Origin of the sequence: Candidatus Devosia phytovorans (genome assembly GCA_029202405.1) — a bacterium.
Lineage (GTDB): Bacteria > Pseudomonadota > Alphaproteobacteria > Rhizobiales > Devosiaceae > Devosia > Devosia phytovorans.
Genome location: CP119312.1, coordinates 2,155,311 through 2,169,201 on the forward strand (window position 1 = coordinate 2,155,311; position 13,891 = coordinate 2,169,201).

Here is a 13,891-nt window from a genome sequence, read left to right on the forward strand (position 1 = left end):
CGGGCCAGTTCGAAGATCTCGGGATGGGTCCCGGCTCAAGGCCGGGATGACACCGAGTTTGGGGAGGGCGCGAGGCCCAATACTTGCGCCGACTTAGTTTTTGGTCACCAGGCGGTAATACACGAAGTCCGAGTTGGAGCCGTTGACGTAGCCTTCCACGTTGGTGGCCATGCCGATCTGGAGGGCGGCCTGGAACATGATGACGATCGGGCTTTCGGCCTGGACCTTTTCCTGCAGGTCGACGTAGAGCTCGTTGCGCTTGGCCTGATCGGGTTCGGCCAGGGCGGCGTTGACTTCGTCGTTCATCTCGACCGGAACGGCCCAGCTGTTGCGCCAGGTGGTGGTGGCGGCGTAACTGGCGTCCGAATTGTCGGAATTATAGGCGAAGGCCTTGGCGTTGGAATGCGGGTCCATGAAGTCGGGGCCCCAGTACAGCAGCATGGCTTGATGGGTGCGCTCGCGGTACTTGGTGATGACCTGGGCGCCGGTGCCGGGCAGGATTTCGAAGTTGATGCCGGCTTCGGCAAAGCCAGCCTGGAGCGACTGGGCGATGTCGGTGAAGGGAGCCGAGTTGATCACGTCGAGGGTGACGTTGATCGGCGTGGTGATGCCGGCGTCGGCCAGGATCTGCTTGGCCTTTTCGACGTCATAGCTATAGGGCGTTTCGTCGTAGGAGCCCGGGAAACCCTTGGGCCAGAAGGCCTGGTGCTTTTCCATCTGGCCCTTGAGGAAGGTCTCGGTCATGCCGTCGTAATCGACAAGATAACGCGCGGCTTCCCAGACGGCCGGCGGGGTCAGCGACTCGGTCTTCTGGTTGAAGGAGAGGAAGTGAACGGCGGCCTGAGGGAAGGTTTCCACCTTGACCGATTCCGGCAGGCCGGCGATCTGGTCGGGGGTGAGGTTCTTGGCCATGTCGACGTCGCCCGAGGTCAGCAGCAGCTGCTGGGTGGCGGCTTCGGCAACGTGGCGGATGAGGATCTGCTTCATGGCGGGGGCGCCGCCAAAATAGGTCTCATTGGCGGTCATACGGACCAGTTCGGCCGGGCGATAGTCGGTCAGGACATAGGGGCCCGAGCCGGCCGAATTGGTATTGAGCCAGGCATTGCCCCAGTCTTCGCCTTCGACATGCTCGGAAACCAGAACTTCGTCAACGATGGAGGCCGGGCGCGAGGCCAGGACGTTGAGGACGAAGGCCGACGCGAAATCGCCTTCCCACTGCACGGTGACGGTGTTGCCGTCGACGGTGACCATCTGGTCGATGTTTTCCGGGGTCCAGCCGAGCTGGGTCAGGATGAAGGCGGGGGTCAGGTTGAGCGAGACCACGCGCTTGAAGGTATAGTGCACGTCTTCGGCGCGGACCGGGTTGCCCGAGGCGAAGGTGGCGCCATCACGCATGGTGAAGGTCAGGGTCTTGGCGGCTTCGTCGGCCACCCATTCCGAGGCCAGGCCCGGCGCGAGAACAGTGGTGTCCTCGGCGGCATACTGGACCAGGTGGTCATAGAGATTGGCGTTGATCTCGCCGGCCGAGAATTCATAGGCCTGGGCGGGATCGAGGGCGACGATGTCGTCGATGTTCTGGGCAATGACCAGAGCTTCGGCCGGGGGTCGCGGCGTAAACTGCACCAGCCGCGAGCGGCATGGACAGAGCAGTCGCGAGCAGTGCGGCTGTAAACAGCTTCATGTGCGTTTCTCCTTGGATGTGACGATCTTCTTGTTCTTCACCGGCTTAGGGCCGGTTTTTGCTGCCGGCCCGACCTGCCGCGAGGGCTTGGCCGAGGACCGGAAGAGGGTGAGCGTGCCGGTCCAGAGGAGGCGCGCGGGCTGATCGGTGTGGTTGGACCAGGAATGGGGACGATTGCCGCGGAAATGGAGGCTATCGCCGGCGCTCATGATCATTTCCTCGCCATCGAGGCGCTGGGTGATCGAGCCTTCGAGCACGAAGAGGATTTCCTCGCCCTCATGCGCCACGGTTTCGGAGCGATAGCCGGGCGGCACGGTCATGACGAAGCTGGAGAGCTGATTGCCGGGGAAATCGGTGGCGAGGCGCTCGTAGACGATGGAGGAACCGTCGACGGAAAAGCGGTTGCGCTCCCCTGCCCGCGTCAGCGCCGTTTCAGGCTTGGGTGCGGAGACGAAATAGTCGATGCCGACGCCCAAAGCACGGGCAATGCTAGCGAGGGTGCCCAGCGATGGCGTGGCGTGATCGCGCTCGACCTGGCTCAGGTAGCCGACCGAAACTTCGGCGGATTTGCCCAGCGCTTCGAGGGTGAGCTGCTGCTGGCGACGGCGGGCACGGATGAGCGCGCCCACACGGGGGTGCCCCTCCAGATCGACATTGGCCAGCGCATTGATCGTCATCAAACCACCAAAATTTTTTTGATATAAGCAAAGTTTTCTGTATGGTGAAAGCGAAATGTGAGGGTTCTCACAGTCTGCAAGAGAGTCATCTTGCGGATGTAAATTCCTGTTTTTGTTGGAGTTTATCTGCTTGAGCCAAGACCTGCAGACGACAGCCATGGCTGACCCCGTTCCGCCGAAAAAGCGCAAATGGGGGCGGATTGCATCTGCCGTCGCCGGTTTCGTGCTGACGCTTTTCCTCACCTTTCTGGGCCTTCTGGCCATCACCTTCTTCATCGGTCGGGTGATCCCGATCGATCCGGTGCTGTCGGTGGTGGGCGATCGTGCGACGCAGGCGCAATATGACGCCGCCAAGATCGCCATGGGGCTGGACCGGCCGCTGTGGGAGCAGTTCATCAGCTATGTGATCAACGTGTTCTCGGGCAACCTGGGGCAATCGGTGTCGACCGGCCGCGCGGTGGTGGACGACCTGGGCCGGGTGTTTCCGGCAACGCTGGAAATGGCGACAATCGGCATTTTTCTCGGCGTGGTGATCGGCGTGCCGCTGGGCGTGATCGCGGCCAGCCGGCAGGGCTCCATCATCGACCAGATCATTCGCGTGGTGGGGCTCTTGGGCTATTCCATGCCAGCCTTCTGGCTGGGGCTGGTGGGGCTGGCGCTGTTTTATGCGCGGCTGCGCTGGGTGGGTGGTCCGGGGCGGCTCGACATTTTCTATGACGGGCTGGTGAGCCCGGTGACGGGGTTGATCCTCGTCGATAGCCTGCTGGCGGGCGAGTGGGAGATTTTCTGGAATGCGATCAGCCATTTGATCCTGCCGGCCTCGGTGCTGGGCTTTTTCAGCCTCGCCTATATCGCCCGCATGACGCGCTCGTTCATGCTGGATCAGCTGAGCCAGGAATTCGTGACCACGGCGCGGGTCAAGGGCGTGCCGGAGCGCGTGGTGATCTGGCGACATGCGTTCAACCCCATTCGGGTGCAGCTGATTACGGTGATCGGGCTGAGCTACGCCGGGCTGCTGGAAGGCTCGGTGATGGTGGAAATGGTGTTCGCCTGGCCTGGGATCGGCAATTACCTGACCACGGCGCTGCTCAATGCCGACATGAATGCCGTGCTCGGCGCGACGCTTGTGATCGGCGCGGTGTTCATCTTCATCAACAAGATTTCGGACGTGCTGTATCGCGTCCTCGACCCGAGGGCCCGCTGATGTCGACACGTGACTGGCTGCTTGCCGACTCGCCCAGTTCCCGGTTTCAGGCCAATGCGGGGCGCTTCTATCGCGTGCTGACAGCGCTGATGCGCAATCCGCTGTCGCTGCTGGGCGGGATCATCATTATGGCGCTGATCATCACGGCCGCCTTTGCGCCGTGGATCGCGCCCTATTCGCCGGTGGGGCAGAACCTGGGCCAGCGCCTGCTGCCGCCATCGGGCGCGCACTGGATGGGCACCGACGAGCTGGGCCGCGATATCTATTCGCGGGTGATCTATGGATCGCAGATTACCCTCACCATCGTGGCACTGGTGGCGCTGATCTCGGCGCCGCTGGGGTTACTCGTCGGTGCGGTGGCCGGATATTTTGGTGGCTGGGTGGACCGGGCGCTGATGGGCGTGACCGATATTTTCCTCTCCATGCCCAAGCTGATCCTGGCGCTGGCCTTCGTCGCGGCGCTCGGACCGGGCATCAACAATGCGATCATCGCCATCGCGATTACCTCGTGGCCGGCCTATGCGCGCATTGCCCGCGCCGAGACGATGACGATCCGTAATGCGGAGTTCATTTCGGCGGTGCGATTGTCCGGGGCTGGACCGGTGCGGGTGATCGTGCAGCATATTTTGCCGCTCTGTACCTCGTCGATGATCATCCGCGTGACGCTGGACATGGCGGGCGTGATCCTGACTGCGGCGGGGCTGGGCTTCATCGGGCTCGGGGCGCAGCCGCCACTGCCGGAATGGGGCGCGATGATTTCGCGCGGCCGCACCTTCATCCTCGACCAGTGGTGGGTGGCGACCATGCCGGGCTTTGCCATCATCATCGTCAGCCTGGGCTTCTGCTTCCTCGGTGACGGGTTGCGCGATGTGCTCGACCCCAAGAGCGAGGACAAGTAAATGGCGCCGCTTCTATCGGTCGAAAATCTGCGCGTCAGCTTTCCGACGCATACGGGTCGGGTCGAGGTGGTGAAGGGGATTTCCTTCGAGCTGGGCCGGGAACGGCTGGGCATTGTGGGGGAGAGTGGATCGGGCAAGTCGATGACGGGCCGGTCCATCCTCAAGCTGATCCGCAAGCCGGGGCTGGTGACGGCCGACCGGATGGAATTCGACGGGGTGGACCTGCGGGCACAGTCCGAGCGGCAGATGCGGGCTATCCGCGGCGCGCGGATTTCCATGGTGATGCAGGACCCGAAGTTTTCGCTGAACCCGGTGATGACCGTGGGCGAGCAGATCGCCGAAGCGCTGGTGACGCATGAAAAGCTGCCGCGGCGTGAGGTGAATGAACGCATCTACGCCATGCTGGAGGCGGTGCGGATCCATGATCCGAAGCGCGTGGCGGGGCTTTATCCGCATGAAGTGTCGGGCGGCATGGGGCAGCGCATCATGATCGCCATGATGCTGATCCCCGAGCCGGAGCTGCTTATTGCCGACGAGCCGACTTCGGCGCTGGACGTGAGCGTGCAGGCACAGGTGCTCGACATCATCGATAATCTCGTGACCCAGAAGGGCATGGGACTGATCCTGATCAGCCATGACCTCAACCTCGTCAGCCGCTATTGCGACCGGATTCTGGTGATGAATTCGGGGCGGGTGGTGGAGGAATGCGCGGCGGGCGAACTGGCCAATGCCAGGCACCCCTATACGCGGGGCCTCTTGGCGGCGATGCCGGTGATCGATGAGACACGAGACGAATTGCCGGTGCTCGACCGGACACAATGGGCGGGCACATGAGCGCTATAGACCTCGAAAACCTCGATATTTCCTATGGCGACACCAAGGTCGTGCATGGGGTGAACCTCAACATTTCAGAAGGCGAGAGCTTTGCCCTGGTGGGGGAAAGCGGCTCGGGCAAGTCGACGATCCTGCGGGCGATTGCGGGGTTGGCGCCGGATTGGACCGGGTCGATTTCGGTGCTGGGCAAGGCGCGCAGCCATCGCATCGAACGCGATGTGGCGCGGCAGGTGCAGATGGTGTTCCAGGACCCCTATGGGTCGCTGCATCCGCGCAAGACGATCGACTCGGTGCTGAGCGAGCCTTTGGTGATCAACGGGATCGGCGAGCGCGGCGATCGGGTGGAAAAGATGCTGACGGCCGTGGGACTGGATCATCGCTTCCGCTTCCGCTTTCCGCACCAGCTTTCGGGCGGGCAAAGGCAGCGCGTGGCGATTGCGCGGGCGCTGATGCTGGAGCCGAAAGTGCTGCTGCTGGACGAGCCGACGTCAGCGCTGGATGTTTCGGTGCAGGCGGAAATCTTGAACCTGCTGAAGCGTTTGCGGAAGGAACAGGGGCTCACCTATCTCTTGGTGACGCACAACCTGCCGGTGGTGAGCTTTTTGTGCGACCGACTGGCCGTGATGCGGCATGGGCGGATCGTGGAAGTGGCCGATGTGGGGCTGCTGAAGCAGGGGCAGTTGCGGGAAGAGTATTCGCGGGAATTGCTGGCGGCGACGCCGGGGTAATTTGCCAAACTCACCACGTCCACCTTGCGGCCGTGGCGCGATATCGAGATGGATTCCGGCTCAAGGCCGGGATGACACCGTGGGTGTGGATCGCAAGGTGCGCCCAACAAAAACCAGGAAAAACTATGACTGACCACACGACGGCGCTCGCCCAGTTCAATGCCGAGATCGCTCTGGCCAAGGGGCAGGATGCGGCGTTTAACGCCTTGCAGACGCTGGTGCAGAGCGTGGTGGGCGCGAAGCTGTTTACGGTGATGATCGTGGACATGGAAAAGGAAGAGTCGAGCCGGGCATTCACCAGCCATCCGGTGGACTATCCGACCTCGGGCACCAAGCCGCTCAATTATGGACCGTGGTTCGACCTCGTGCACAAGCAGCGGGCCTATTATGTCGCTAACACGATCGAGGATATTTCCAAGCTGCTGTTTGATTACGAGCTGATCAATGCGCTGGGCTGCCAGTCGATCGTCAACATGCCGGTGTTTCTGGGCGATGAAATGCTGGGCTCGGTGAACATGCTCAATGTGGAAGGGTATTTCACGGAGGAGCGGGTGCAGGTGATCAGGGATGTGCTGGAGATTCCGGCGAAACTGGCGATGGCTGTGGCGCTGCGGTAAATCCCTAGCCTTATGAATTGGAAAGGCCCGCGGATGTCCGCGGGCTTTTTTTTGTTGGTGTACCCCCTCCTAGCCTCCCCTGATAAGGGGGAGGGACAGATCGAGTTTGGGGCGCCATGTTGCCAAATCCACCGACCGGGTCCCTCCCCCTTTTCAGGGGGAGGATAGGTGGGGGTATTCTTCCTTATCCGGCGGTCGCCATTAGCGATGCGTTGCCGCCGGCGGCCGTGGTGTCGATGCAGACGTGGCGTTCGAGGAGGAGTTTGCCGGCGTCTTGCATGGAGGTCAGCAGCGGCAGGATGGCGCCGGTGCGGGCGCTCATGGCGATGCGGATGGCGCGGAGGGTGGTCTCGTCGCCGAACCAGGCGACAGCGTCGAAGGTGGTGGCGTGGGACAGGGCGTCGAAATCGAGCTCGGCGAGCATGGCCGTGCTGCCCAGGGTGGCGGCCATGGTGGCCTGGGCCTGCTGGTCAGCCGTGGTTGGGCCGAGGCAAAGGACCGCAGCACGAGGGGCCGTGTGCATGACATTGCTCTCGCCGGTCGGGCCGGGCAGCGGGAGCGGCGCGGCTTCGGCGGGAACGGGACCCTGGGTGAAGCGCGGCAGGTAGTGCGGGCCGCCGGCCTTGGGACCGGTGCCGGACATGGCTTCGCCACCAAAGGGCTGCGAGCCGACAACGGCGCCGATCTGGTTGCGGTTGATGTAGATATTGCCGGCCTTGACCGTCTGCGAGAGCTGTCGGACGCGCGAGGAAATCCGGGTGTGGAGGCCAAAGGTCAGGCCATAGCCCGAGGCATTGATGGCGGCGATGACGGCCGGGAGATCGTCTGCCCTATAGGTCGCGACATGGAGGACGGGGCCGAAGATTTCTTCCTTGAGGTCTTCGATGCCTTTTACGCGCAGGACTGCGGGGGCAACGAAGGTCCCCTTCCCTTCCGGCGTATTCAACCTGTGAATCAGATTCCCGTTTTTCTTGTAAGTATCGACATGGGCCTGGATTTTAGCCCGGGCGGCTTCGTCGATGACGGGGCCGATGTCGGTCGAAAGGCTCCAGGGATTGCCCAGGGTCAGCTCGTCCATGGCGCCCTTGAGCATTTCCACGGTGCGTTCTGCAGCGTCTTCCTGGACGTAGAGCACGCGCAGGGCCGAGCAGCGCTGGCCGGCGGACTGGAAGGCGGACGCGAGGATGTCGCGCACAGCCTGTTCGGGAAGCGCGGTCGAATCCACGACCATGGCGTTGAGGCCGCCGGTTTCGGCGATGAGCGGCGCCATGGGATCGAGATTGGAGGCCATGACGGCGTCGATCTTACGGGCGGTGGGGAGCGAGCCGGTGAAGACCACGCCTGATATGGCGGGGTTGGAGGTCAGCGCGGTGCCGACCTCGCCGGCGCCGGGCAGCAGCTGGATGGCATTGTTGGGAATGCCGGCTTCGAGCATGAGCTGGACGGCGCGGAAGGCGATGAGCGGGGTCTGTGGGGCGGGCTTGGCCAGCACCGGATTGCCGGCGACGAGAGCCGCCGCGATCTGGCCGGTGAAGATGGCCAGCGGGAAATTCCACGGCGAAATGGCGGCGATGGGACCCCGCGGGGCGGCGAGAGGGATGGCTTCGGCCTGGGCGGCGTAGTAGCGCAGGAAATCGACGGCTTCGCGGACTTCGGCCACGGCATCGGCCCAGGATTTGCCTGCCTCGCGGGCGAGGAGCGCGAAGAGTTCGGCGCGGTTGGCTTCGTAAAGATCGGCGACGGCACGCAGGCGCGTGGCGCGGACGAAGGCCGAGGTCTTTGGCCAGGCGGAGGCGGCGGCGGACTTGATGGCGGTGGCGACGTCGGTGGCCGTGGCTTCGGTGACGGTGCCGATTATGTCGCTGTGGTCGGCGGGGTTTTTCAGTTCGACTGCCGTGCCCTTGGTTGGCGCTTTCACGGTCAGCGGCTTGGCGTGCCACTGGGTTGTGCGGAAGGCTTCGCGGGCGGCGTCCATGGCGGGGAAGGTCACCGGGTCGGTGAGGTCGAGGCCGATGGAATTGCGGCGGGCACCGAAGATGGCCTGGGGTGCCGGGATGGCGGGATTGGGGATGGTATCGAGGGCGAGCACTTTGCCGATCGGGTCTTCGGCGACGGTGGCGGCGGGGATGTCCTCGTCGGCGATCTGGTAGACGAAGGAGCCGTTGGCGCCGTTTTCGAGGAGGCGACGGACGAGGTAGGCGAGCAGGTCCTTGTGGGCGCCGACCGGGGCATAGATGCGGGTGCTTGTGTCGTGATTGGTGCGCAGCACTTCGTGCAGGCGCTCGCCCATGCCGTGCAGGCGCTGGAATTCGTAAGAGTCCTTGAAGCGACCGGCTTCGGCCGCGAGGTGGAGAATGGCGCTGGCGGTGTGGGCGTTGTGGCTGGCGAACTGGGGGTAGATATTGGGCGAAGCGAAGAGCTTTTTGGCCGCGGCGATATAGGAAATGTCGGTCGAGGCCTTGCGGGTGAAAACCGGGTAGCCGTCGAGGCCCATGACTTGGGCGCGCTTGATTTCGGCATCCCAATAGGCGCCCTTGACGAGGCGCACCATGATCTTGCGATCGAGCGAAGCGGCGGTGGCCTGGAGCCAGTCGATCAAAGGCAGGACGCGCTTGCCATAGGCCTGAACGACGACGCCGAAACCATCCCAGCCGGCCAGCTCGGGCGTGGCGAGAACGGCCGCAATGATATCCATGGAGAGATCGAGGCGGTCGGCCTCTTCGGCATCGATGTTGAAGCCCATGTTGGCGGAACGGGCCTGGATGGCGAGCTTGCGCGTGGCTTCCACCAGCTCGGTCATGACGCGGTGGCGCTGGGCGACCTCGTAGCGCGGGTGAAGCGCCGACAGTTTTACCGAAATGCCGGGATTGTCGCGGACGGAGGGCGACTTGCAGTGGGGGGCGAGGCTGGCGATGGCGCGGGAATAAGCGAGGAAATAGCGGGCGGCGTCTTCGCTGGTGCGGGCGGCTTCGCCCAGCATGTCGTAGGAGTAGCGATAGCCGAGGGCCTCGGGCTTTTTGGCATTCTGGATGGCTTCGTCGATGGTGCGGCCGAAGACGAACTGGCTGCCCAAGAGGCGCATGGCCTGGGCGACGGCGGTGCGGATGACGGGCTCGCCGAGGCGGGCAACGGCGCGATGCAGTGCGTTTTTCGGGCCGACTTCGGGATCGCCGAGGACGTCGGCGGTGAGGCTGAGGGCCCAGGAGGAGAAGTTGACCAGCTGATTGGAGGAGGCGCCGAAATGGCTGGCCCAGTTGGAGCCGCCGACTTTGTCGTGGATCAGGGCATCGACGGTTTCGGCATCGGGCACGCGCAACAGGGCTTCGGCCAGCGACATGAGCGCCACGCCCTCGTCGGTGGCGAGGCCATATTCGGCGAGGAAGCTTTCCATGAGGCCGAGGCGATTGCCGGTGCGGACGGTTTTGACCAATTGCTCGGCGTGAGCAGAGATTTTCTGGCGCGCCGTCGCGTCGAGACCCGTATCGGCGATGAGCTGGCGGACCAGCTTGGTCTCGTCGGCGAGGTTGCGGGCGTGGAGGTCGGAACGGGCGGCGGCGATGTCGGACATGGGGCGCTCTTGGGGCACGACCTCGTGGTTCGAGTCTCGCGAAGAGCTCGCACCTCACCATGAGGTCTACTGGAAATCTGGCGGGAGAATGACACGGCTTTGACAGGCGTTTCGCCTGATGTGGTGGCGCTGGACGCGATCAGGCATTATCGTAAGGGCATATTGCAGGACAAGCGCCCATGAAAATCGTCAGCTACGAGACTTTGGACCAGATCGACCGGCGGATTCTCGATGAGCTGGCCAAGGATGGGCGGATCAGCGTGGCGGAATTGAGCCGGCGGGTGAACCTCTCCAAAACGCCCTGCCAAGCGCGGATCACCCGGCTGGAGAAGGCGGGCTATATCCTGGGTTATCGGGCGGTGATCGACCCGAAGCGGTTGGGCCTACCTCATGTGGCCTTTGTGGAGGTGAAGCTATCGGATACGCGCAAGGGTGCGCTGGCGGCATTCAACAAGGCGGTGCGGGCGATCCCCGAGGTGGAACAGGCGCATATGATCGCCTCGAGCTTTGACTATCTGCTCAAGGTGCGGACGAAGGATATTGCGGATTATCGGGAGGTGCTGGGGGAGAAAATCAGCGCCCTGCCCCATGTGGCGCATACATCTACCCATGTTTCCATGGAGGCGGTGAAGGGGGATGAAGAGTAGCGGCGAAGGGGAGTCTTCGTCGGATACCCCCTCCTATTCTCCCCCTGATAGGGGGAGGGATCCGGCCGGTGGGTTTGGCTACTTGGTGCCTCAAGCTGGATCTGTTCCTCCCCCTATCAGGGGGAGGTTAGGTGGGGGTATCCGCTACCCTGCAGGAAACAACTTCCAGCGTTTGGGACGGAAGGCCAGGCGGGTTTTTTCGCCGGCGGGGTGGTCGAAGGGGAGGTCTACCTCGACCGGATGGTTGTCGCCGCCGATGGCGAGGTCGACGCGGCGGGTGCCGCCGACGCGGCGGGTGGTGGTGACGACGCCGGCGAGGGCTGCATCGGCTTCGACCAGTTCGGCATCGTGGGGGCGGAAGAAGAGGCGGGCGTTGCCGGAAGGTGTGTCGCCGGCGGGGATGCCGATGGCGCGGCCGCCGATCCAGACTTCGCCGTTTTCGACGGTGACGGGGAGTTCGCTGGAATCACCGATGAAGCCGAAGACGAAGGGCGAGGTGGGGCGGTCGTAGACGTCGTCGGGCGTGCCGACCTGTTCGATCTTGCCTTGGCTCATGACGCAGAGACGGTCGGAGAGTTCGAGGGCCTCTTCCTGGTCGTGGGTGACGAAGACCGTGGTGTGGCCGGTGCGGTCGTGGATTTCGCGCAGCCATTTGCGCAGTTCGCGGCGGACCTGCGCGTCGAGGGCGCCGAACGGTTCGTCGAGGAGCAGCACGGCGGGTTCGATGGCGAGGGCGCGGGCGAGTGCGACGCGCTGGCGCTGGCCGCCGGAGAGCTGGTTGGGATAGCGCTTTTCAAGGCCCGAGAGCTGGACGAGGTCGAGCAATTCCATGGCGCGGCGACGGATCTCGCCATTGGGCGGGCGGGTCGAGCGCGGGCGGACTTTCAGGCCAAAGGAGATGTTTTCGAGGATCGTCATATGCCGGAACAGGGCATAATGCTGGAAGACAAAGCCGATGTTGCGCTCCTGTACGGTCTTTTCGGAGGCATCGGTATCGCCGAAGAAGATCTTGCCCTGGGTCGGCATTTCTAGGCCGGCGATGAGGCGCAGCAGCGTGGTCTTGCCCGAGCCCGAGGGGCCGAGCAGCGCGATCAGCTCGCCCGAGCGGATATCGAGCGAGACATCATGCAGCGCCGGAAACCGGTCAAATTCCTTGCGCACATTTTGAACGCGAACTTCCATAGATCCTATTCCGATTTAGCAGCGGCGATTTCCTCGCCGAAGCGCCATTCCAGCGCAGATTTCAAAACCAGCGTGACCAGCGCGAGCAGGGCCAGCAGCGACGCCAGGGCGAAGGCCGCCGCGGCATTATATTCGTTGTAGAGCATTTCCACCTGCAAGGGCATGGTGGTGGTCTGTCCGCGGATTTTTCCCGAGACCACGGCGACGGCGCCGAATTCGCCCATGGCGCGGGCGTTGCAGAGCAGCACGCCGTAGAGCAGGCCCCATTTGATATTGGGCAGGGTGACGCGCCAGAAGGTCTGGAAGCCATTGGCGCCGAGCGAGAGCGCCGCCTCCTCGTCGCCGGTACCCTGGTCCTGCATCAGCGGGATCAGTTCGCGGGCGACGAAGGGGAAGGTGACGAAAATGGTGGCGAGGACAATGCCGGGCAGCGCGAAGAGGACTTCGATGCCGTAGCTCTTGAGGAAGGGGCCGAGGAAGCTCCCTGCCCCAAAGAGCAGGACATAGACGAGGCCAGAGATCACCGGGGAGACCGAGAAGGGAAGATCAATCAGGGTGATCAGGAAGGCTTTCCCCTTGAATTCGAACTTGGCGATGGCCCAGGAGGCGGCAAGGCCGAAGACGACGTTGAGCGGCACGGCGATCGCTGCGACCAGGAGCGTCAGGCGGATGGCGGCCTGGGCGTCGTGTTCGGTGAGCGCGGCAAAGAAGGGGCCGATGCCCTTGGCGAAGGCCTCGTGGAAGACGGCATAGAGCGGCAACACCAGGATGACGGCCATGAAGGCCAGGGCAATGCCGATCAGCAGATACTGGACGGCGCGGCTTTCGCTGGTGGGGGAAACGCGGCGCCTGGTGCGGGCGGTGAGCTTAGTGGCCATAGCCATACCTCCGGCGCGACCAGGCCTGGATCAGGTTGATCAGCAGCAACAGGGCAAAGGAGATCAGCAGCATGACGGTGGCGATGACCGTGGCGCCGACATAGTTGAACTCCTGCAGACGGATGTAGATCAGCAGCGGCGCGATTTCCGAGACGAAGGGAATGTTGCCGGCGATGAAGATGATGGAGCCATATTCGCCCACGGCTCGGGCGAAGGCGAGCGCAAAGCCGGTGAGGATGGCGGGCATGAGGCTGGGCAGGATGACGTGGAAGATGGTCTGGAAACGGTTGGCGCCCAGTGTCGCGCTAGCCTCTTCCACTTCGTGGCTGACCTCTTCCAAGATCGGCTGGATGGTGCGGACGACGAAGGGCAGGCCGATGAAGATCATGGCGATGACGATGCCGGCCGGGGTGTAGGCGATGCGCCAGCCGAGCGGGGCAAAGAGCGCGCCCACGGTGCCATTGGGGGCGTAGATGGCGGTGAGCGCAATGCCGGCCACGGCGGTGGGCAGCGCGAAGGGCAGATCGATGATGGCATCAAAAATGCGGCGGCCGGGGAAGCGGTAACGCACCAGCACCCAGGCGATCAGCGTGCCGAAGATCACATTGACCGAAGCGGCAATGAGCGCGGTGACGAAGCTGACGCGGAGCGAGCCGAGCACGCGGGCATCGGTGGCGGCTTTCCAGAAGCCCTCGGGGCCGAGGCCGGCGGAGCGGACGGCCAGGGCCACCAGCGGGATCAGGATGATCAGGGAAAAATAGGTGAGCGTGAAGCCGAGCGTTAGCCCGAAGCCGGGAATGACGCTGGGCTGGCGAAAGCTCCAGGCGCGGCGTGTTGCGGAGGACGGCGCGGTGCTCAAGTGGCGCCCCAGATGGCGAAAGTAGCTGCTGTCATCATGTCGACCCCTCAACCGGTACGGCGGTCGCGACCCTATTGGATCGGTCGGGTTTATCAAAGCGAGGTCGTGGCGTTTACG

The 13,891-nt window shown here is 63.5% G+C and carries 11 protein-coding genes and 1 pseudogene; 6 read left to right on the forward strand and 6 right to left on the reverse strand.

Features of this window, described 5'->3' with window-relative positions; all coding sequences use genetic code 11:
* Window positions 1-93 precede the first annotated feature (93 nt).
* Both P0Y65_10695 and P0Y65_10700 read right to left on the reverse strand, forming a co-directional pair.
* Window positions 94-1,681 (reverse strand): annotated as a pseudogene (locus P0Y65_10695) (ABC transporter substrate-binding protein).
* Window positions 1,678-2,358, reverse strand: coding sequence for an XRE family transcriptional regulator (locus P0Y65_10700; GenBank protein ID WEK06680.1), 681 nt, complete (start codon window positions 2,356-2,358; stop codon window positions 1,678-1,680). The pseudogene P0Y65_10695 and the gene P0Y65_10700 overlap by 4 nt, the downstream one beginning before the upstream one ends.
* Before the next feature lie 157 nt (window positions 2,359-2,515).
* Here P0Y65_10700 and P0Y65_10705 point away from each other — a divergent pair, with 157 nt between their 5' ends.
* The 5 genes from P0Y65_10705 (at window position 2,516) to P0Y65_10725 (ending at window position 6,640) form a co-directional block, all read left to right on the forward strand.
* Window positions 2,516-3,562 (forward strand): ABC transporter permease, encoded by a 1,047-nt coding sequence (locus P0Y65_10705; GenBank protein WEK06681.1) that lies wholly within the window; start codon window positions 2,516-2,518, stop codon window positions 3,560-3,562.
* Window positions 3,562-4,461: an ABC transporter permease gene (locus P0Y65_10710; GenBank protein ID WEK06682.1), complete on the forward strand. Its 900-nt coding sequence runs from the start codon at window positions 3,562-3,564 to the stop codon at window positions 4,459-4,461. The genes P0Y65_10705 and P0Y65_10710 overlap by 1 nt, the downstream gene beginning before the upstream one ends.
* Window positions 4,462-5,295 carry an ABC transporter ATP-binding protein gene (locus P0Y65_10715; GenBank protein WEK06683.1) on the forward strand — a complete coding sequence of 278 codons (834 nt, stop codon included), beginning with the start codon at window positions 4,462-4,464 and terminating at the stop codon, window positions 5,293-5,295.
* Window positions 5,292-6,023 (forward strand): ABC transporter ATP-binding protein, encoded by a 732-nt coding sequence (locus P0Y65_10720; protein WEK06684.1) that lies wholly within the window; start codon window positions 5,292-5,294, stop codon window positions 6,021-6,023. Before P0Y65_10715 ends, P0Y65_10720 begins: the two co-directional genes overlap by 4 nt.
* 125 nt (window positions 6,024-6,148) lie before the next feature.
* Complete coding sequence (locus P0Y65_10725; protein WEK06685.1) at window positions 6,149-6,640, forward strand: GAF domain-containing protein; 492 nt, start codon at window positions 6,149-6,151, stop codon at window positions 6,638-6,640.
* Window positions 6,641-6,824: 184 nt separating this feature from the next.
* On the opposite strand, the gene putA is transcribed toward P0Y65_10725, so the two are convergent.
* The gene (putA, locus tag P0Y65_10730; protein WEK06686.1) at window positions 6,825-10,208 is read right to left on the reverse strand and encodes a bifunctional proline dehydrogenase/L-glutamate gamma-semialdehyde dehydrogenase PutA; all 3,384 of its coding nucleotides are present in this window, start codon (window positions 10,206-10,208) and stop codon (window positions 6,825-6,827) included.
* A gap of 179 nt (window positions 10,209-10,387) precedes the next feature.
* Here putA and P0Y65_10735 point away from each other — a divergent pair, with 179 nt between their 5' ends.
* The gene (locus P0Y65_10735; protein ID WEK02685.1) at window positions 10,388-10,855 is read left to right on the forward strand and encodes an Lrp/AsnC ligand binding domain-containing protein; all 468 of its coding nucleotides are present in this window, start codon (window positions 10,388-10,390) and stop codon (window positions 10,853-10,855) included.
* Between the two features lie 144 nt (window positions 10,856-10,999).
* Here P0Y65_10735 and P0Y65_10740 read toward each other — a convergent pair whose 3' ends face one another.
* From P0Y65_10740 to cysT, 3 genes are read right to left on the reverse strand one after another with little or no spacing between them, the layout of a single operon-like run.
* On the reverse strand, window positions 11,000-12,037 hold the full coding sequence (locus P0Y65_10740; GenBank protein ID WEK02686.1) for a sulfate/molybdate ABC transporter ATP-binding protein: 1,038 nt from the start codon (window positions 12,035-12,037) through the stop codon (window positions 11,000-11,002).
* 5 nt (window positions 12,038-12,042) lie between these two features.
* Window positions 12,043-12,921 carry a sulfate ABC transporter permease subunit CysW gene (gene cysW, locus P0Y65_10745; protein ID WEK02687.1) on the reverse strand — a complete coding sequence of 293 codons (879 nt, stop codon included), beginning with the start codon at window positions 12,919-12,921 and terminating at the stop codon, window positions 12,043-12,045.
* Complete coding sequence (cysT, locus tag P0Y65_10750) at window positions 12,905-13,774, reverse strand: sulfate ABC transporter permease subunit CysT (protein ID WEK02688.1); 870 nt, start codon at window positions 13,772-13,774, stop codon at window positions 12,905-12,907. The genes cysW and cysT overlap by 17 nt, the downstream gene beginning before the upstream one ends.
* Window positions 13,775-13,891: the final 117 nt, after the last annotated feature.

What these genes read in the sequence shown, in the direction of transcription:
- P0Y65_10700 (WEK06680.1), bottom strand. Translation starts at nt 2,358, where the DNA reads ATGACGATCAATGCGCTGGCCAATGTCGATCTGGAGGGGCACCCCCGT.
- P0Y65_10705 (WEK06681.1), top strand. Translation starts at nt 2,516, where the DNA reads ATGGCTGACCCCGTTCCGCCGAAAAAGCGCAAATGGGGGCGGATTGCA.
- P0Y65_10710 (WEK06682.1), top strand. Translation starts at nt 3,562, where the DNA reads ATGTCGACACGTGACTGGCTGCTTGCCGACTCGCCCAGTTCCCGGTTT.
- P0Y65_10715 (WEK06683.1), top strand. Translation starts at nt 4,462, where the DNA reads ATGGCGCCGCTTCTATCGGTCGAAAATCTGCGCGTCAGCTTTCCGACG.
- P0Y65_10720 (WEK06684.1), top strand. Translation starts at nt 5,292, where the DNA reads ATGAGCGCTATAGACCTCGAAAACCTCGATATTTCCTATGGCGACACC.
- P0Y65_10725 (WEK06685.1), top strand. Translation starts at nt 6,149, where the DNA reads ATGACTGACCACACGACGGCGCTCGCCCAGTTCAATGCCGAGATCGCT.
- putA (WEK06686.1), bottom strand. Translation starts at nt 10,208, where the DNA reads ATGTCCGACATCGCCGCCGCCCGTTCCGACCTCCACGCCCGCAACCTC.
- P0Y65_10735 (WEK02685.1), top strand. Translation starts at nt 10,388, where the DNA reads ATGAAAATCGTCAGCTACGAGACTTTGGACCAGATCGACCGGCGGATT.
- P0Y65_10740 (WEK02686.1), bottom strand. Translation starts at nt 12,037, where the DNA reads ATGGAAGTTCGCGTTCAAAATGTGCGCAAGGAATTTGACCGGTTTCCG.
- cysW (WEK02687.1), bottom strand. Translation starts at nt 12,921, where the DNA reads ATGGCTATGGCCACTAAGCTCACCGCCCGCACCAGGCGCCGCGTTTCC.